Genomic DNA, 16,801 nt, shown 5'->3' on the forward strand with positions numbered 1-16,801 from the left:
ACGGTGGCAACGAGGCCGGCCCAGGTCTCCGCGCCAACCCCACCGGAGAAGCCGAAAGGCGGGCTCCGAATCTAGGAATCCGGTGGTGGCTTTTTCGACAGCAACCCTTGTCAGGAGAACGACCATGCAACTTGCTTCCCGCTTCGCATCCCGCTCCCCGGTGCTGCGCTCGGAACATCCCTTGTCGGATGACCAAATCCGCGCCGTAGCCCCGTCCATCTTCGCGGACGCCCCGCACGAAAGCCGCTCGGAACGGTACAGCTACATCCCCACCGCCACCGTGCTGCGCGAACTGCGCAGCGAAGGCTTCGAGCCTTTCATGGTGACGCAGACCCGCGTGCGGCAGGACGACCGCCGCGACTACACCAAGCACATGATTCGGCTGCGCCACGCCAGCCAGATCAACGGCCGCGAGGCCAACGAAATCATCCTGCTGAACTCCCATGACGGGACGAGCAGCTATCAGATGCTCGCCGGCATGTTCCGGTTCGTTTGCAAGAACGGATTGGTATGCGGCGACACCGTGGCCGACGTGCGCGTGCCGCACAAGGGCGACATAGCCGGACACGTCATCGAAGGCGCTTACGAAGTCTTGCACGGCTTCGACCGGGCGCAGGAATCCCGCGATGCCATGCAGGCCGTCACGCTGGACAGCGGCGAAGCCGAAGTGTTCGCCCGCGCCGCGCTGGCGTTGAAGTACGACGCCCCCGACAAGCCCGCACCCGTCACCGAAACGCAGGTGCTCGCGCCGCGCCGATTCGACGACGACCACCGCGACCTGTGGAGCGTGTTCAACCGCACGCAGGAAAACCTCCTGCGCGGCGGCTTGCACGGTCGCAGCGCCAACGGTCGCCGCCAGACCACCCGCCCCGTGCAGGGCATCGACCAAGACCTGCGCCTGAACCGCGCCCTGTGGCTGCTGGCCGATGGCCTGCGCCAGTTGAAAGCCTGAACCTCACGGCGGCAGGGGCAGGCAGCAGCCCTTGCCGCTTTTCTCCGCGCTGCGTCCCTCAACTGATTGGAGTTATCACCATGAACGCCGTTACCAAAGCCGAAGTCCATGCCATCGAAACCGCCGCGCCGCTGGAAGCCGCCGACCCGACCAAGAACCTGATCTTGGTTGCGCTCTCGCAATTGCAGCCGCGCCGCTCCAAGCGAAACGCCCGCACGACGCCGCGCCTGTCCATCCCCGAACTGGCCGCGAGCATTTCCCGCGTCGGGCTGCTGCAAAACCTCATCGTGATTGCCGCCGCCGATGGCGAGCAGTACGAAGTGGTTGCCGGCGACCGCCGCCTGACCGCGATGAAGCTGCTGGCGAAGAAGAAGCGCATCCCCACCGACTACGAAGTGCCGTGCCTGCTGGTGCCCGATGCCTCGGCACGTACCGTCAGCCTCGCGGAAAACCTGCTGCGCGAGCAGATGCACCCCGCCGACCAGTTCGAGGCATTCGCCGCGCTGGCGAAGGAAGGCCGCCCCATCGAGGACATTGCCGCCGACTTCGGTGTGTCCCCGCTGGTGGTGCACCGTCGCTTGAAACTCGCCAACGTCTCGCCGCGCCTGCTGGCCGACTACCGCGCCGGTAGCGTGACGCTGGAGCAGTTGATGGCCTTGACCATCACCGACGACCACGACGCGCAGGAAGCCGCGTTCTACGCTGCGCCGGACTGGCAACGCGGCGCGTCCGCGCTGCGCGAGCGCCTGACCGAGCGCGAAATCAGCGCCAGTCATCCGCTGGTGCGTTTCGTCGGACTGGACGCCTACACCGAGGCAGGCGGCGGTATTCGCCGCGACCTGTTCGCGGAAGGCGATGCCGGAACCTACCTGACCGACGCCGCGCTGCTGGAATCGCTGGTGCGTGGCAAGCTGGACGCGCAGGCCGAGGAAGTGCGCGCCGAGGGTTGGGCGTGGGTCGAAGCCGTGCCGCAGATGAGCCATGCCGACCGGCAGACGTTCCAGAACGCGCCGCGCCAGCGCCGCGAGCCGACGACGCGCGAAGCCCGCCGCATCGCTTCGCTGCAAGGCCGTCTCGACAAGATCGACACGACGCTGGAAGAAGCCTACGACGCCGAGGACGAGGACAAGGTGGCGACGCTGGAAGAACGGCGCGAGCAGGTGGCCGGGGAACTGCAAGCCATCGAGGACGCCTTGCAGGACTACGCGCCGGACGTGCGTGCCGTGGCCGGTGCCATCGTCACCATCGACCGCGAAGGCGAAACCGTGATCTATCGCGGGCTGCTGCGCGAGGCCGAGGCGAAGGCGCTGCGCACGCTGCACCGGCTGCGGCAGGGTTTCGCGGAAGGCGGAGCCACGAACGAGGACGAAGGCGATGCCGACGAAGCGCCCAAGGCCGCGAACGTCTCCGACCGGCTGGCGCAGCGGTTGACCGCCCACCGCACGGCGGCGCTGCAAATCGAAGTCGCGCAGCATCCGCACGTCGCGCTGGCCGCGCTGGTGCATGTCATGGTGCAGACCGTCTTGCAGCCCAACGCCTACCGCGACGGCCTGTCGCTCGGCGTGCGCCTGACCGTGAAAGACCGGCTGGAAAGCCTTGCCCCGGACGTGTCGGAATCGTCTGCCGCCGTGGCGCTGCGCGCTTTGCAGGAAGTCGCGGGCGAAGCCTTGCCGGAGGACAGCGCCGAACTGTTCGCGGTGCTGTTGGCGAAGTCGCAAGACGAACTGGTGCGGCTGTTGGCCGTCTGCGTCGCGGCCACGGTGGACGTGGTGACGCCGCGCGCCACGCAGCGCCAGCCCGGTGCGGAACTGGCGCAGGCCGTGGGGCTGGACATGGCCGCATGGTGGAAGCCGACTGCGGAAGGCTATTTCCAGCACGTACCGAAGGCCGCGATTCTGGAAGCGGTCGGGCAGTACGCCCCGGATCACGTCACCCGCCTGTCGAAGCTCAAGAAGGGCGACATTGCCAGCGAAGCCGAACGGCTGGCCGAGGGTAGCGGCTGGATGCCTGCCGTGTTCCAGACCGGGCACCACACGGAGCCGGAAGGCGTACCGGATGCGGTGAGCGATGACGACGCGGTGGAAGATGCCGCCGACGAGGTGGAGGACCACGCGCTGGCAGCGTGATTCCTCAGCATGGCCCCGGCGCGCTGCGCCGGGGCTTTTCCCCGAACCAGGCGCGGCACGTCTGCCGCGCCCGGTTTCAACGTCCACAGCAAAATCGCCCCGTCGCCGCCTTCGGCCAGGCGGCGACGGGGCGGGCGCGCAACGGCCTTGCGCACGGCACGGCGATCGGTGCCCGCTGGCGCGCGCGAGGTTTCGATGGCGCCCCGCCGCAGTGGGCGGGGCTTGTGGGGCTACGCCCCGGCTTGCTGCGGGAGGTTGTGCCAAAGCGTGCCGTCCTCGACGCTGGCGGTTCGCCGCCTGTACGTCACGAAGGACGGTTCACCGACACACCGCCAACCTCGCTTATGGAGCTTCCACGCCACGCCTCAAGCACGTTGCCGCAAGCTGCGGCAAGGGGCGTTCTCGCCTGTCGTTGGGGTGTTGGCCTTGCCCGCGTCAGGGCACAAGCCGGTGAAGCCGTCGCGCGGGGATGCCGAGCCGGCCATGTCTCCTTTCGGGACAGGCGGCCTGTGCGTCCTTGGTTTGTTGTGAATCCTGGCGAGGGCATGGCTTCGCCTTGGGCTTCATGGCCGCAACCTTCCAGCGAAAACAATTTCCCCGCCGCTGCGCGGCTTCCTCGCGCAGCAAATTCTTTTCGCTTCCAGGTTCTCCACGCTATTGCGACCGCTGCGCGGTGCGGCCCGCCCATCCCCCGCCGGCCGGATCACAACAAGGACGCACTGGCGCGACCTTGTTCAACCCGAAAGGAGAAACATCATGGCTAACATCGGCACCTTCACCGCAGAGAAAGACGGCTTCACCGGCACGCTCCGCACCCTGACGCTCAACGTCAAGGTCAAGCTGGTTCCCAACGACAAGGGCGACAAGGAGAACGCCCCCGACTTCCGCCTTCAGGCGGCCGGCCACGACATCGGCGCGGCGTGGAAGAAGACCAGCGAGGCCGGGCGGGATTACCTGTCCGTGACCCTCGACGATCCTTCGTTCCCGGCGACGGTCTATGCCCGCCTGATCGAAGGCGAGGAAGGCACGCACGACCTGATCTGGTCGCGCAGCAAGCCGCAGGCGGCCTGACGGCCACCCACCGCGCCCCGCCCACTGCGGAGGGGCGCCGTGCTGCTGACGCAGCATGTCACGCACGCGCCTATGGCGCGTCGCGTTCCTTCAACACTTCCTCAAGCTCCTGGCGCACCTGCGCCAGAAGCTGATCGGCCTTGCGCGTGCTGTCGCCGGCATAGGCCAGCGTCAGCAGCGTGAGCGGATGCACTTCCATGACCTCGCACAGCTCGGTCAGCTTGTGCATAGTCGGGCTTTTCTGGTCGCGCTCCAGCGAACTCATGTAGGTACGGCTGGACACGTCGGAAAACGCTTCCTGGCTCAAGCCGCGCGCTTTCCTGACCGTCCGTATTGCCGTTGCCAGTGAGTGCTTAGCTGCCACCGATGGTTTCCCTTAGAAAACCAAGATGACAGCCGATTGCCCCCTATAGGACTACAATCTATAGTGTTCATTTGGTGATGTTGACTTCCGTATTCGTCCTTTACGGAAATCCGCATCGGCGGATTCCGACAGAATCGGGGAACCGCATTCGTGTCTTTCCTGACCTGCACAATGCCGCTTCTGCGTTTCCGTGCATGTACGGATTCGACGGCTTGTGCCTTCGTGCTTCCGCACGAAAACACGCATCCGCTTCGACGAATCCGCATCTTGGCGGCAAAGCGCATACACGCATCGTCGGTTTAGTGGGAATCCCGGCCATGACCCAGCCGCTCGTCACCGTCGAACAGCGCGCGCAACTGCTCGCCAACGGCGAGGCACGCGCGGCCGGTCAAGGCATCGACCCGTTGCCAGTCGTGCGACTGTTCACCCCGGACGCGCACGCGACCTGGTTGCTGGCCGCGCTCGATCCGGCCGATGGGGACACCGCTTGGGGGCTGATCGACCTCGGCATCGGGATGCCGGCGCTGGGGACGGTCAAGCTGTCCGACCTGGCCGGCATTGTCGGGCCGCAGCAGCGGCCCGTCCTGCGCGACCTGTATTTCCATGCGGCACGGCCGCTATCGGAGTACATGCAACTTGCGCAGCGCGATGGTTCCATCCCCGATTGATCGGGGCAGATTGTGCCGTTCTCGATCTGGGGCCAGACCGTGGCGGTCTGAATTGGCACTCTCGCACCAAACAAGTGCGAGCCAGACCGAAAAAGACATGATGCGCGGCGGGGCTTGCGGCAGGGTGTCCGATGCCACGCGCCATTCGCGTGCCGCGCAGTCGCCGCACTCGGACGACTCATGCAAGGCATCGGAGCTAATCGGTCTTGACAACCCGTTACAGCTTGATTCTACGACTTACTTGATGGCGCTTTGATGTCGCTGACGCCGTAGCTCCTGTGTTTATCGCCCGTGGCGACGTTCCTGTTGAACAGGAGGCTGCGTCATGGCTGATCGAAGTACCGATACTTGGTATCCCACCGCCGCGTATCTCTATGTGCTGTATCTGGACGGCCCGGCGCTGGCATGGGAATACCTGCGCAGGCATCCCGACTACCAGCGCGACTGGCTGCACCGTCGCCGTCAGCCAGAGGCGGCGCGGGCTTGGGGCCTGCGCCTGCTGGAAGACCCGGCGCTGGATGCGCGCGACGCGAATCCGGTCTGGTTTCCCGACCCTGACGCCGTGCTCCAGCTCTACCCGGATGCCGACCCACCGCCGGAGGCGGACGCCTTCGAGTTCTGGCGCATTCCCGGCCACAAGCACCTGATCCACGACGGCAAGCGTTTGGTGCTGGTGTCGCGCTGGCCCGGCTGCTGCGTGCGACTCGCACTGGCGCCGGGCTTGGCCGATGGCATGGCCTACCTGTATGCCATCCGCGCGTGCGCCGCGCCTTGCGCGAGCTACCGCACGATCACGGCCGAGCTGGACAAACTGGCGACGGCGGACGGAACCGCGCCTGCGGCAGCGGCCCGCTCCCGGCCCACGCCGGCCGCGCTGCTGGAGCTGCACACCTTGCAGGCGCTCGACGCAGCCCTTGCGGGCGCGTCCTTGCGCGAAACCGCCGAAGGGATGTTTGGCACCGAAGCCGTGGCCGCCGGCTGGCACGCCGACGGCGGCCTGCGCTCGCGCGTGCGCCGCCTCGTTCGGCGCGGTCGATCGCTGATGCGCGGCGGCTATCGCCGCCTTGCACAGCTCGATTGACCGGCACAGGGTCGTTTTGCCTGCACTGCAAAACGACCCTCCGCACAAAGCATCGCTATCTTGAGACTGCCTCCATCCGGCTGCGCTGGTGCCGCCGGCGCTTCTCACCGATGGAGGTTCACTCGATGCGACCCGCACCCTTGCGGCCTGCTGCCGCTGCCGCCACCACGCCCGCACAACCCCAACGCTACCTCACCAACGACGAAGCCGCCGAGTACCTGCGGCTGTCGCCGCGCACACTCGAAAAGCAGCGCGTGATCGGCGGCGGGCCGAAGTTCCGCAAGTTCGGCCGCCGCGTCATGTACGCGGTGGCCGACCTCGATGCCTGGGCCGACCAGCGCAGTTTCGAGGCTACGTCCGACCCCGAATATGCCGAGCATCACTCGGCCGACAGCCGTGCGCGCTGATCGGTGGCTCGCCGGTGGCCGTCGTCACGTCCAGCCCATCGCGGGAGCGGGAACAGCTCGACCTGTTCCGCGCGCTGCCGGGCGACGGCATGGCGCCGCGCGACAGCCAGGACTTGATGGCCTTTCCGTTCTTCTCGCTGGCGAAGTCGCGGCGCACGGCGCCGATCGACTTCCGCACCGGTGGCGTCACCGTGCGCGTGGAGGGCACGCAAGAGCACGGCATCGCCACGATTTGGGATGCGGACGTGCTGATATGGGCGGCCTCGCAGATCGTCGAAGCGCGCGACGCGGGCCTGCGGCCGTCGCGCCTGATGCAGGCCACGCCCTACGAGATCCTGCGCTTCATCGGGCGCGGTGTGTCGCTACGCGACTACCAGCGCCTCAAGGCCGCGCTCGACCGGCTGCAATCGACCACGGTGGCGACTTCCATCCGCGAAACGACCGGGCGGCGTCTGCATCGCTTCTCGTGGATCAACGAGTGGAAGGAATTGGCCGACGCCCGCGGCACGCCGCTGGGCATCGAGCTGATCCTGCCGGACTGGTTCTATGCCGGCGTGCTCGACGCCGCGCTGGTACTGACCATCGACCCGGCGTATTTCCGGCTGACCGGCGGCATCGAGCGGTGGCTGTACCGCCTGGTGCGCAAGCACGGCGGCAAACAGCCCGGTGGATGGCAATTCGACTTCCGGCACCTGCATCGCAAGTCGGGGAGCACGGCGAAGCCCTACGACTTCGCCTGCGACCTGCGCGCGCTGGTCGCGCGGCAGTCGCTGCCCGGCTATGTGCTCGGCATCGAGCGGATGCCGGACAGCAACGCCGAGCTGCTGACCTTCCGGCCGGTGCCGTTCACGGCACGGGGATAACTCGGGGACAACGTGTGGACGGCCTCGTGCTATCAGGCGTGCCGGGTATCGTGCTATCAGGCGTGTCCCTATCGTGCTATCAGGCGTGCGAAATCGCCGCAAAGCCAATAACGGCGCGGGTTTGCGCTCCCTCTAACTTCTCTAACTTAAAAGCTCTAACTGGTAGTAAGAGCGCGCCGTTCCGGCGGACAACCGAGAAACGGCACCACGCGCAACAGCCAAAGCCCGGCTTTCCGACGCGGAGGGCCGCGCCATGATCGTTGCGCTGCTCAACCAGAAAGGCGGCGTCGGCAAGACCACGCTCGCCACGCACGTCGCCGGCGAACTGGCGATGCGCGGCCAGTCGGTCATCCTACTGGATGCCGACCCGCAAGGCTCGGCGCTGGACTGGACGCAGCGCAGAAGCCAGCAGGGCTTGCCGCGCTTGTTCAGTGCCGTGGGCCTCGCCCGCGAGACGCTGCACCAGGAAGCGCCGGAGCTGGCCCGTCGCGCCGATCACGTCGTCATCGACGGCCCACCGCGCATTGCCGCCTTGGCGCGCTCCGCGCTGCTGGCGGCCGAGCGTGTGCTGATCCCCGTACAACCGAGTCCCTACGACTTGTGGGCGTCGGCCGAGATGGTGTCACTGACCCGCGAGGCACAGGTGTTCCGGCCTGCGCTGCGCGCGGCCTTCGTCGTCAACCGTCGCGTCAGCACCACCGTCATCGGACGCGAGGCGCGCAGCGCGCTCGCCGAGCAGCCGCTGCCGGCGCTGCGCTCGGAAGTGCATCAGCGCATCGTCTTTGCCGATAGCGTGACCGCGGGCCGGCTTGCACGCGAAATGGCGCCTGACAGCACCGCCGCGCGCGAGATCGCCGCGCTCACCGACGAGCTGCTGCGGTGGCCAGCATGAGTGAGCATAACGGCAAGCGCATCGCTATCGGCGCGCGTCCGCCGGCGAATCCACACGCCGAGGCGTGGATTCGCCAGGGCGACGCTGACGGCATCCAGAAAGGCGACCTCTACACCGCGCGCCTGACCCTCGACATCACGCCTGCGATGCGCGCCCGCATCAAGGTATCGGCGTTCACGCAAGGCGTGACTGTCGCCGAACTGCTACGCGCGCTGCTCGAACGCGAGTTCCCGGAGAAGACCTCATGAACGCATCTGCTCTGGCGGCCACGGCCGCCCCGCCGCCATCGCCCGCAGTGCTCGCCGGCCAGGCCGGCGCCGCGCCGCTGACCCGCGTATCGCTCGCCTACGTCGAGCAACGCATCGACCTCTATCTGCGCTTCGGCGAACCCTCGCGCATCGTCCGGCTTGACCGCTGGCGACGTGTCGCGGTGTTCCAGCCGGGCGCGATGTTCTGCCGCATCCGCTGGCACGCCAACGATTACGGCACGATCCGCTGGCAGCTCATGGTCATGCAGGCATGCACGCCGCTGGATGCGGCGCAGCGCATCCCCGGCGTGTTGCCGGGCGCGCGTCTGCTGCTGCACGCCGAGGGTGAACCCGCCGTGCGCGCGGTGCTGGCGCAGCTCGACGCCATCGAGGCACAGAGCATCGCGCCCGCCGACGTGTCGCCCGCGTACTGGCGCACGCTCGGCAACCGGCTCGCTGCTCGCTTGCCGTTGCCCGCATACACCGCCGAACGGCACGCCGCTTGGCTGGCCGGGAGGGCGCTGCCATGACGGCCATTTCTCCAACCGGCAGCACGCCACATCCTCGCTCGCGCCTGCGCGCTCGCCTCGTGTTGGCGGCCGTGTCCGCCTGCGGCTTCGCTGCGCTGGCCTGGGCGTCCTTCGTGTCGCCGCTGCCGCGCCTGACCTACAACCCGTCCGACAGCGTGGCGGTCGGCTGGTATCGCATCGACCCGTTCGATCCGCGCACCGCCTCGCTGCCACGTCCGCTGTCCGTGGACAGCATCGTGCTGGTGCCGCTGCCGGCCAAGGCTGCCGTGCTGGCTGCGCAGCGCGGCTACCTGCCGACGCGGGTGCCGCTGCTCAAACGCATTGGAGCGGTTGCGCCGCAGGAGGTGTGCATCGTCGGTCGCAGCGTGCGCATTGACGGCGTGCCGGTGGCCGCCTTGCTGACCGCCGACCGCGTGGGCCGTCCGCTGCCATCATGGCGGCAATGCCGCCGTCTCGTGCCGGGCGAGCTGTTCCTGTTGAGCGTGACCAACCCGGCGTCGTTCGACAGCCGGTATTTCGGCCCGGTCAGCACATCCACCGTGATCGGTGTCGCGCACCCGGTCTGGCTGGAGACACGTCGATGATGGCCGCCGATTCGCTGCGCTTCATCGTGCCATCCGGGGTGTCGTCCTGCGGGCCGTCGCCGTATCGTCGCGCGTGTCGTGCGGGCGCATCCGCGCCGCACTTCGCGCAACATCCGGCGTGGCGTCCCCACGTGCAGGCATCTTGCCTTGAACGCGCCCGGCCGAGGGCCGTGGCGGCGTTCCCCGGCGCGCTGGCTGCGAGCAGCGCAGCGTCGCCGGGGCGCCGATGCCCGGAGCGTCAGCGCAGGGCGAAGGCGGAAGGCAAGATAAAAGGTCGCGGCACGTGGCCGCTTGAAAACCTTGTCTGCACATGGGGCTGGCGCGGCACGCGCCAAGGAGCGGCAGCGTGCCGCGAAGGTGCGCAACGCCGCATCGGCATGGGCGAAAGCGCGTGCTTCGCGCGCCGGAGTGCGATGGTCTTGGATGGAACCGCCCCATGAGCCAGCGCGACGACGACCACTTCCGTGTCCGCCCTGGTGCGCCGAAACAGCGCGGCGATGCCTTCATCAACAAGGTGCTGCGGCAGACGAACAAAGCCGGCGCGAAGCTCGGCAAGGCGGCTGGCAAGGTCGGTCAGCGACCCGGTTCCCGGTTGGGGCGCGGCCACGTTGCTGCTCGCTTTGCTGGTCGTGAACTTGGGGCGAACGCCCGGCGCGTGACGATCAAGGCCCGGCTAGTGAATCTGGCACAGGCCGGGCCACGCTCGACCTCCGCGCACCTGCGCTACATCGAGCGCGAAGGCGTCGATCGCCAAGGCGGGCCGGGCCACGCCTACGGGCCGACGACCGACAATTCCGACCTCGAAGCGTTCAAGGAGCGCGGCGAAGGCGACCGGCACCAGTTCCGGTTCATCGTCTCACCGGAGGACGCCGAACAGCTCGACGACCTGCGCACCTACACCCGACACCTAATGGCGCGCATGGAGGCCGACCTGGGCACGCGGCTGGAATGGGTGGCCGTCGATCACTGGAACACCGACAACCCACATACGCACGTCGTTCTGCGAGGTAAGGACGACAGCGGCAAAGACCTCATCATTTCGCGTGACTACATCGCCGAAGGGATGCGTCGGCGTGCGTCGGAGCTGGCGACCGAATGGCTGGGGCCGCGCACCGAGTTGGAGATGCAGCAGGCCATGCTGCGCGAAGTCGAACAGGAGCGATGGACAGGTCTGGATCGCATCTTGCAGCGCGAGGCTGGCGACGACGGCCTGGTGCGCGTCGAACGCTTCGCCGAACCCCGACTGCAACGCCAGCGGCAAGCATTGATCGGCCGCCTGCAGCGCTTGCAGCGCATGGGGCTGGCGACCGAGCAGCAGCCGGGCGCATGGGCCGTCCATGCCGAGGCCGAGCCGACCCTGCGGGCAATGGGAGAGCGCGGCGACATCATCCGCACTATGCAGCGAGCCATGAGCGGCAAGCAGCGCGAGCTGGCCGTGTTCCAGCCCGGCGAGGATAGCCGCACCATCGTCGGCCGCGTCGTCGGCAAGGGACTGGCCGATGAGTTGTACGACAAGGGCTATCTGATCGTCGATGGCACGGACGGCAAGGCGCACTACGCCGCACTGCCGCCGCGCGCCGAACTGGAGCAGTATCCAGCCGGTTCCATCGTGGAGGTGAGAAGCACAGCCGAGGTGCGCGCTGCCGACCGCAACATCGCCGCGCTGGCCGTCGATGGTGTGTATCGCACCGATCATCACCTAGCCGTCGCCCGCGGTCAGGCGACGCCCGACCGCGACCCGCGCGAAGTGGTGGCCGCCCATGTGCGCCGGCTCGAAACTCTGCGTCGCGCAGGCATCGTGGAGCGCGAGGCCGAAGGCGTCTGGCGCGTGCCCGGCGACTTGGCCGAGCGTGGCCGCCAATACGACGCGCAGCGGCTCGGCGGCGGCGTGGCGGCAGAACTGAAATCACACATGCCCATCGAGCGGCAGGCCCGCGTGATCGGCGCCACCTGGCTCGACCAGCAATTGATCGGCGGCGGCAAGGGGTTAGGCGACCTGGGCTTTGGGGCCGAGGTCAAGGACGCGCTGCGTCAGCGCGCCGACTTCTTGGTCGAACAGGGGCTGGCCGAGCATCGGGGGCAGCACGTCGTCCTTGCACGGAACCTGTTGGCGACGCTGCGCGCGCGCGAACTGGCCCAGGCCGCGAAGGACATTGCGGCCGCCACTGGCCTTGAGCATCGCCCGGTGGCTGACGGGCAGCGAGTGGCCGGCATCTACCGGCGTTCCGTCATGCTCGCCAGCGGTCGCTACGCGATGCTTGATGACGGCATGGGATTCAGCTTGGTGCCGTGGAAACCGGTGATCGAGCAACGGCTCGGGCAAAGCGTTACTGCCAGCCTCAAGAAACATGAGGTGTCGTGGCAGGTCGACAAAAAGCAAGGCTTGTCAATTGGCTGACTCTTGGCTCTACCTCGCGATAGCGTCCGGAGGCGCGTCCACGGTCAGTTCGATTCCTTGCGGCACAGGCAATAAATGAATTTCTGGACTGTGCCGAAGGGCGTTTGATGCTCTTCGTGCTCCTGCTGCAGGAGGGTGAATGGTGTACCGAACTGCGCATGCAGGCTGTCGGCGCTGTATCGCATGACCGACAACCCGCTGCACTTCTCAGGGCCGTCTTCAGCGAACGTCGCCACGATAACGTGACCACCCGGCTTGACAGCGCGAAGAACTGCATTGACGTAGGCCTCTCGCTTTTCGCGCGCCGTGAGGAAATGGAAAACGGCGCGGTCGTGCCAGATGTCATATGCGTGCCGCGGAAGCTCAAGCATGGTGATGTCGCCCGTAAGCCAACTCACCCCGAGCGCTCGTTCCGCGAGACGAACTCGTGAAGCTTCTAGCGCGGCCTCGGACAAGTCCAGGACGGTGACATGCTGATATCCGTGGACTAGCAGATCATCGACTAACGTCGAGGTGCCGCCACCGACGTCGATGATGCTAGAGCCCTTCGAGATACCCGTACGCTTGATAAGCTCGATCGATTGGCGCGCGTGCTCCTGGAACCAGCTCACGTCTTTCTCGGACTTCGTCGTGTAGATCTGCTCCCAATGTTCCTTGGATTGCATCTGGCCTCCTGAACTCGATGCGCCGCGAACCGGTGCGCCGAACAACTATAGCGGCAAATTCCTTCCGTTGTCGTCAGGAAAAATGGTCGGATGCCTACGCTACGCGTAGCAAACAAACGTTCTTATGATCTATATACCAGGACTCGCGTGCTTGACATGACATCGATATCGAAATACGATATCGTACATAGATATCGTGGCGCAGTAATAGCTCCGCGAAGCTAACCGTTAACTGAGTACATCCATTGAGGGTCGGCCCTTATCCCTTCTCATTAAGGACCGCTTCCTATACGGCAAGTCTCTTTGCATATGACGATTGGATTTACGTATGGACGATCGCGATCTTTACGCCGGGCTCATACGCCTTCACATACTCCATCATGCGGCAGAGATGTCTATCTATGGGCAGGAGATGATTAATGAGCTCGCGCACCATGGATATCAATTAAGCCCCGGGACGCTGTATCCAATATTGCATGGGCTTGAAAAAAAAGGGTACTTGACGTCTAAGCAGGTTCAGCAAGGAAAGATCGGCCGCCGCGTCTATGAGATCACCCCAATGGGAAGGCGAGCGTTGGAGGCCGCCAAGAAAAAAGTTCGAGAGTTGTTTGGTGAACTCTTCCACGAGCACAAGAGGAAATCGTGATGATTGAGTGGAGGCTGTGGTTAAGAACGAATATTGGTGCTTCATCGATATTAATAAGACTTCTGGTTGGCCTGGTGGTTTTCTTTCCAGAGGGTCTTCAAAAATTACTTTTCCCCTCCATCCTCGGGGCCGGCAGATTCGCCAAAATTGGCATTCCTTGGCCCGATGTAATGGGTTCATTCGTCGGCATAGTCGAAACAGTGTGTGGCTTGCTGATCATTTTTGGGCTCCTGACAAGATTGGCGGCAATACCGCTAATCATCGTGATGATCGTGGCATTGGTCTCCACCAAGCTGCCACTGATGCTTGGCCATGATGTCTGGATCTTCCATGCACCGGCTGAGGCCCGCTACGGATTCTGGGGTATGGCGCATGAGGCACGCACCGACTTCTGCATGCTCCTTGGCGCGCTGTTCCTGCTGATCAATGGCGGAGGCAGTTGGTCATTGGATGCGTGGCTGACGCGGCATTTAAATGCTCGTTCGGCTGGACAATTCGAGAAGGCGGAGAACTGATTGTGACAATTGATCGGCGTGAGTTCTTGAAAATCGGTGGCATGGCCGCTTTAACAAGCGCCATCCCCATAGCTTCGTTGGGCGATGCAGTTCAAGCAAATTCAAACTCAATACCCGACGCGGTAAATGGAAATGCGGACTATACCCTTCGCATAGCTCGAAGCCTGGTCGAGTTGGCGCCCGATCATGTGGTTTCTACTACGACTTACAACGATCAGTTTCCCGGCCCCTTGCTTCGCTTCAAGGAGGGCCAAAAAGTTGTTGTTGATATCCACAACGATACGGATATCCCAGAACAGTTGCACTGGCATGGGCAATTCGTCCCCGTCGACGTCGATGGCGCCGCAGAGGAAGGAACCCCCTATATCCCGGCTCGCGGAATGCGTCGCATTGCATTTATACCGGGCCCTTCTGGCTTTCGCTTCTATCACACCCATTTGGTTGCCGGCAGCGACCTTTCCATAGGGCAATACAGCGGCTTAGTTGGGCCTGTGTATATCGAGCCTCGGCATGATCCGGGTGGTTACGATCGGGAAGTCTTTCTCACGCTAAAGGAGTTCGATCCGTTTTTCAGCAAGGGGGGCGATATGGCGATGGATTTCCTCGTTCCCGGAGATCGAGAGCACAGTCTCGAAGAATTTGGTGAGAGCGCGATGATGGCATCGCTGGCGAAAGGGGCGCCACATGGCTATGAGGTGGGATACCAAACGTTCTCGATCAACGGGCGCATGCTGGGACATGGTGATCCCATTCGCGTGAAGGAGGGGGAACGTGTCCTATTTCACATCCTCAACGGGAGCGCAACCGAAATCCGTAGCCTGGCCTTGCCAGGCCATGTCTTCAGAGTTATTGCGCTCGACGGAAATCCCGTTCCGAATCCGGCAGAGGTTCCGGTGCTATGGATTGGGACTGCCGAACGGATTAGTGCAACTGTTGAAATGAAATCCCCCGGAGTTTGGATACTTGGTGACTTGGCCGACGACGATCGGCAACGCGGCATGGGAGTGGTGATCGAATATGCCGGCCATAAAGGGAAGCCAAGATGGATCACGCCAAAGGCATTTCCCTGGGACTATCGCCTATTTTCCGAAAAAGGAACGGCGACACTCGCTCCACCAGAAGAAGTCATTGAAATGACGTTCCGGAAGCTCAATGCGGCCGACAAAGGATTTAATGTTTGGACCATCAATAACGTCGCCTTTGATATGAAGAAGATGGAGCCGATGTATCACCTGAGGCGCGGGAAGCGCTATCGGCTACGCATGCGTAACGCAACAGACGACGTTCATCCAATGCATTTACATCGACATAGTTTCCAAATTTCTAACATCGCTGGCAGGCCAGTCTCCGGCGTCACCAAGGACGTCGCAATGCTGGGCGGCTATCAAACAATGGATATAGATTTTACGGCGGACCAACCAGGGTTATCACTTTTTCACTGCCATATGCAATTGCATATGGATTTTGGCTTCATGGCTCTATTTGACTGCAAATGACAATGCTTCAAAATTCAAGCGACATAACCTCGATTACAAATAAGCCCACAAAAAAACATGGCGGCAGTGCCGCGGAAGTTTTTTTGGTGTTTCTCAAACTAGGGGTGACTTCGTTCGGGGGGCCGATTGCGCACCTTGGATACTTTCGACAGGAGTTCGTGGAAAAACGCCGTTGGCTGGACGATGAGCATTTTGTGCATTTGCTGGCTCTGTGTCAGTTCCTGCCCGGGCCGGCCAGCAGCCAACTCGGCTTTTCGATTGGTCTGCTCAGGGCGGGATGGCGTGGTGCGATTGCGGCGTTCGTGGCGTTCACGATGCCATCGGCACTGATTCTTTTTGCATTGGCCATGCTAAGCGACCAATTGGTAGGACCTTGGGGGCAAGGCGCGCTGCATGGATTGAAGTTGGTCGCCGTAGCCGTCGTAGCCCAAGGCGTCTTGGGCATGGCGCGCACCTTAACTCCAGATCGGCCGCGGGCGTTGATTGCTGCGGTAGCGGCAGGCGTCATCGCTGTCGGCAACAACGCATGGCTTCAGCTTCTCATCGTCATCGCCGGCGGATTATTGGGGCTCGTCCTGTGTCATGGAGTGACGAGGCCGACCCAGAGTTCTTTTGATCTCAGGTATGGGCGTCGCACTGGTATCGCACTATTCGCATTGTTCTCCATCCTCTTGGTGACAACGCTGATGCCGTTGCAAGGATTCCCTCCTCTCGTGCACGTAGCCGGCGCCTTTTATCAAGCAGGCGCTTTGGTCTTCGGCGGTGGACATGTGGTACTGCCGTTACTCAAGCAAACTGTTGTGGATACCGGCTGGATCAGCAACGACACCTTTCTCGCCGGATATGGCGCAGCGCAAGCAGTGCCAGGCCCCATGTTTACTCTTTCGGCATTCCTTGGAGATAGATTGCATGGAGGAGATGGAGGATTTCTTGGTGCAACCACCAGCTTGATATCGATCTTTCTACCTGGCCTGTTGCTGGTTGCCGCTGCGCTTCCCTTCTGGCGTGTCGTTGGTGGAGGGCCGATCGCAGCGAGAGTTCTTGCGGGTGTGAATGCAGCAGTGGTGGGACTGCTGGCTGCTGCACTCTACGACCCTGTATGGATTAGTGCGGTGCTAAATGCAAAGGATTTTGCAATCGCATTGATTGCCTTTGTTCTACTGGTTGCGGGGCGGGCTCCCGTATTGTTGGTCGTTACGTGGTGTGTTGTGGCTGCGACTTTCGCACATGTCGTCGGGTAGATATCGGCTGGAGCATGGCCTATATCGATTCCGAATTAACAGTAGTGGCTTGGA

18 protein-coding genes are annotated in these 16,801 nt (G+C 63.8%); 16 read left to right on the top strand and 2 right to left on the bottom strand.

Translation table 11 applies throughout. The features are described from left to right. Positions 1–124: 124 nt before the first annotated feature. The 3 genes from EO087_RS00530 (at position 125) to EO087_RS00540 (ending at position 4,149) form a co-directional block, all read left to right on the top strand. Positions 125–952 carry a DUF932 domain-containing protein gene (locus tag EO087_RS00530; protein ID WP_128897147.1) on the top strand — a complete coding sequence of 276 codons (828 nt, stop codon included), beginning with the start codon at positions 125–127 and terminating at the stop codon, positions 950–952. 80 nt (positions 953–1,032) lie between these two features. Next, positions 1,033–3,078: a ParB/RepB/Spo0J family partition protein gene (locus EO087_RS00535; protein WP_128897148.1), complete on the top strand. Its 2,046-nt coding sequence runs from the start codon at positions 1,033–1,035 to the stop codon at positions 3,076–3,078. Positions 3,079–3,834: 756 nt separating this feature from the next. Further along, positions 3,835–4,149, top strand: coding sequence for a DUF736 domain-containing protein (locus EO087_RS00540; RefSeq protein WP_128897149.1), 315 nt, complete (start codon positions 3,835–3,837; stop codon positions 4,147–4,149). A 70-nt stretch (positions 4,150–4,219) separates the two neighbouring features. On the opposite strand, the gene EO087_RS00545 is transcribed toward EO087_RS00540, so the two are convergent. Next, the gene (locus tag EO087_RS00545) at positions 4,220–4,513 is read right to left on the bottom strand and encodes a helix-turn-helix transcriptional regulator (protein ID WP_128897150.1); all 294 of its coding nucleotides are present in this window, start codon (positions 4,511–4,513) and stop codon (positions 4,220–4,222) included. Between the two features lie 317 nt (positions 4,514–4,830). Here EO087_RS00545 and EO087_RS00555 point away from each other — a divergent pair, with 317 nt between their 5' ends. The 9 genes from EO087_RS00555 to EO087_RS00605 all read left to right on the top strand — a co-directional run bounded on the left by EO087_RS00555 (position 4,831) and on the right by EO087_RS00605 (position 12,184). Beyond that, positions 4,831–5,181 carry a DUF2958 domain-containing protein gene (locus EO087_RS00555; protein ID WP_128897152.1) on the top strand — a complete coding sequence of 117 codons (351 nt, stop codon included), beginning with the start codon at positions 4,831–4,833 and terminating at the stop codon, positions 5,179–5,181. A gap of 325 nt (positions 5,182–5,506) precedes the next feature. Further along, positions 5,507–6,262: a DUF2285 domain-containing protein gene (locus tag EO087_RS00560; RefSeq protein WP_128897153.1), complete on the top strand. Its 756-nt coding sequence runs from the start codon at positions 5,507–5,509 to the stop codon at positions 6,260–6,262. A 125-nt stretch (positions 6,263–6,387) separates the two neighbouring features. Next, complete coding sequence (locus tag EO087_RS00565; RefSeq protein ID WP_205744399.1) at positions 6,388–6,669, top strand: helix-turn-helix domain-containing protein; 282 nt, start codon at positions 6,388–6,390, stop codon at positions 6,667–6,669. A gap of 14 nt (positions 6,670–6,683) precedes the next feature. Further along, complete coding sequence (locus tag EO087_RS00570) at positions 6,684–7,532, top strand: replication initiator protein A (RefSeq protein WP_128897154.1); 849 nt, start codon at positions 6,684–6,686, stop codon at positions 7,530–7,532. A 253-nt stretch (positions 7,533–7,785) separates the two neighbouring features. Beyond that, complete coding sequence (gene parA, locus EO087_RS00580) at positions 7,786–8,424, top strand: ParA family partition ATPase (protein ID WP_128897156.1); 639 nt, start codon at positions 7,786–7,788, stop codon at positions 8,422–8,424. After that, a complete protein-coding gene (locus EO087_RS00585; protein WP_128897157.1) occupies positions 8,421–8,672 on the top strand; it encodes a chromosome partitioning protein ParB in 252 nt (83 codons plus the stop codon). The genes parA and EO087_RS00585 overlap by 4 nt, the downstream gene beginning before the upstream one ends. Beyond that, entirely contained in the window at positions 8,669–9,202 is a 534-nt protein-coding gene (locus tag EO087_RS00590; protein WP_128897158.1) for a DUF2840 domain-containing protein, read from the top strand. The genes EO087_RS00585 and EO087_RS00590 overlap by 4 nt, the downstream gene beginning before the upstream one ends. Then, positions 9,199–9,786 carry a S26 family signal peptidase gene (locus EO087_RS00595; RefSeq protein ID WP_128897159.1) on the top strand — a complete coding sequence of 196 codons (588 nt, stop codon included), beginning with the start codon at positions 9,199–9,201 and terminating at the stop codon, positions 9,784–9,786. Before EO087_RS00590 ends, EO087_RS00595 begins: the two co-directional genes overlap by 4 nt. Before the next feature lie 436 nt (positions 9,787–10,222). Beyond that, positions 10,223–12,184: a relaxase/mobilization nuclease and DUF3363 domain-containing protein gene (locus EO087_RS00605; protein WP_128897161.1), complete on the top strand. Its 1,962-nt coding sequence runs from the start codon at positions 10,223–10,225 to the stop codon at positions 12,182–12,184. 44 nt (positions 12,185–12,228) lie between these two features. Here the strand turns inward: EO087_RS00605 and EO087_RS00610 are convergent, their stop codons facing one another. Continuing rightward, positions 12,229–12,849 carry a class I SAM-dependent methyltransferase gene (locus EO087_RS00610; protein ID WP_128897162.1) on the bottom strand — a complete coding sequence of 207 codons (621 nt, stop codon included), beginning with the start codon at positions 12,847–12,849 and terminating at the stop codon, positions 12,229–12,231. A gap of 328 nt (positions 12,850–13,177) precedes the next feature. On the opposite strand from EO087_RS00610, the gene EO087_RS00615 reads away from it, so the two are divergent. Genes EO087_RS00615 through chrA form a run of 4 tightly spaced genes read left to right on the top strand, consistent with a single transcriptional unit; the run spans position 13,178 to position 16,747 of the window. Then, a complete protein-coding gene (locus tag EO087_RS00615; RefSeq protein ID WP_128897163.1) occupies positions 13,178–13,495 on the top strand; it encodes a PadR family transcriptional regulator in 318 nt (105 codons plus the stop codon). Then, positions 13,495–14,010, top strand: a complete 516-nt coding sequence (locus EO087_RS00620) for a DoxX family protein (protein ID WP_128899752.1) — start codon at positions 13,495–13,497, stop codon at positions 14,008–14,010. The genes EO087_RS00615 and EO087_RS00620 overlap by 1 nt, the downstream gene beginning before the upstream one ends. A gap of 2 nt (positions 14,011–14,012) precedes the next feature. Next, on the top strand, positions 14,013–15,506 hold the full coding sequence (locus EO087_RS00625) for a multicopper oxidase domain-containing protein (RefSeq protein ID WP_205744401.1): 1,494 nt from the start codon (positions 14,013–14,015) through the stop codon (positions 15,504–15,506). 2 nt (positions 15,507–15,508) lie between these two features. Beyond that, positions 15,509–16,747, top strand: coding sequence for a chromate efflux transporter (gene chrA, locus EO087_RS00630; RefSeq protein WP_128899754.1), 1,239 nt, complete (start codon positions 15,509–15,511; stop codon positions 16,745–16,747). Positions 16,748–16,801 lie beyond the last annotated feature (54 nt).

Source organism: Dyella sp. M7H15-1 (genome assembly GCF_004114615.1).
Taxonomy (GTDB): domain Bacteria; phylum Pseudomonadota; class Gammaproteobacteria; order Xanthomonadales; family Rhodanobacteraceae; genus Dyella_B.

What these genes read in the sequence shown, in the direction of transcription:
- EO087_RS00530 (WP_128897147.1), top strand. Translation starts at nt 125, where the DNA reads ATGCAACTTGCTTCCCGCTTCGCATCCCGCTCCCCGGTGCTGCGCTCG.
- EO087_RS00535 (WP_128897148.1), top strand. Translation starts at nt 1,033, where the DNA reads ATGAACGCCGTTACCAAAGCCGAAGTCCATGCCATCGAAACCGCCGCG.
- EO087_RS00540 (WP_128897149.1), top strand. Translation starts at nt 3,835, where the DNA reads ATGGCTAACATCGGCACCTTCACCGCAGAGAAAGACGGCTTCACCGGC.
- EO087_RS00555 (WP_128897152.1), top strand. Translation starts at nt 4,831, where the DNA reads ATGACCCAGCCGCTCGTCACCGTCGAACAGCGCGCGCAACTGCTCGCC.
- EO087_RS00560 (WP_128897153.1), top strand. Translation starts at nt 5,507, where the DNA reads ATGGCTGATCGAAGTACCGATACTTGGTATCCCACCGCCGCGTATCTC.
- EO087_RS00565 (WP_205744399.1), top strand. Translation starts at nt 6,388, where the DNA reads ATGCGACCCGCACCCTTGCGGCCTGCTGCCGCTGCCGCCACCACGCCC.
- parA (WP_128897156.1), top strand. Translation starts at nt 7,786, where the DNA reads ATGATCGTTGCGCTGCTCAACCAGAAAGGCGGCGTCGGCAAGACCACG.
- EO087_RS00585 (WP_128897157.1), top strand. Translation starts at nt 8,421, where the DNA reads ATGAGTGAGCATAACGGCAAGCGCATCGCTATCGGCGCGCGTCCGCCG.
- EO087_RS00590 (WP_128897158.1), top strand. Translation starts at nt 8,669, where the DNA reads ATGAACGCATCTGCTCTGGCGGCCACGGCCGCCCCGCCGCCATCGCCC.
- EO087_RS00595 (WP_128897159.1), top strand. Translation starts at nt 9,199, where the DNA reads ATGACGGCCATTTCTCCAACCGGCAGCACGCCACATCCTCGCTCGCGC.
- EO087_RS00605 (WP_128897161.1), top strand. Translation starts at nt 10,223, where the DNA reads ATGAGCCAGCGCGACGACGACCACTTCCGTGTCCGCCCTGGTGCGCCG.
- EO087_RS00610 (WP_128897162.1), bottom strand. Translation starts at nt 12,849, where the DNA reads ATGCAATCCAAGGAACATTGGGAGCAGATCTACACGACGAAGTCCGAG.
- EO087_RS00615 (WP_128897163.1), top strand. Translation starts at nt 13,178, where the DNA reads ATGGACGATCGCGATCTTTACGCCGGGCTCATACGCCTTCACATACTC.
- EO087_RS00620 (WP_128899752.1), top strand. Translation starts at nt 13,495, where the DNA reads ATGATTGAGTGGAGGCTGTGGTTAAGAACGAATATTGGTGCTTCATCG.
- chrA (WP_128899754.1), top strand. Translation starts at nt 15,509, where the DNA reads ATGCTTCAAAATTCAAGCGACATAACCTCGATTACAAATAAGCCCACA.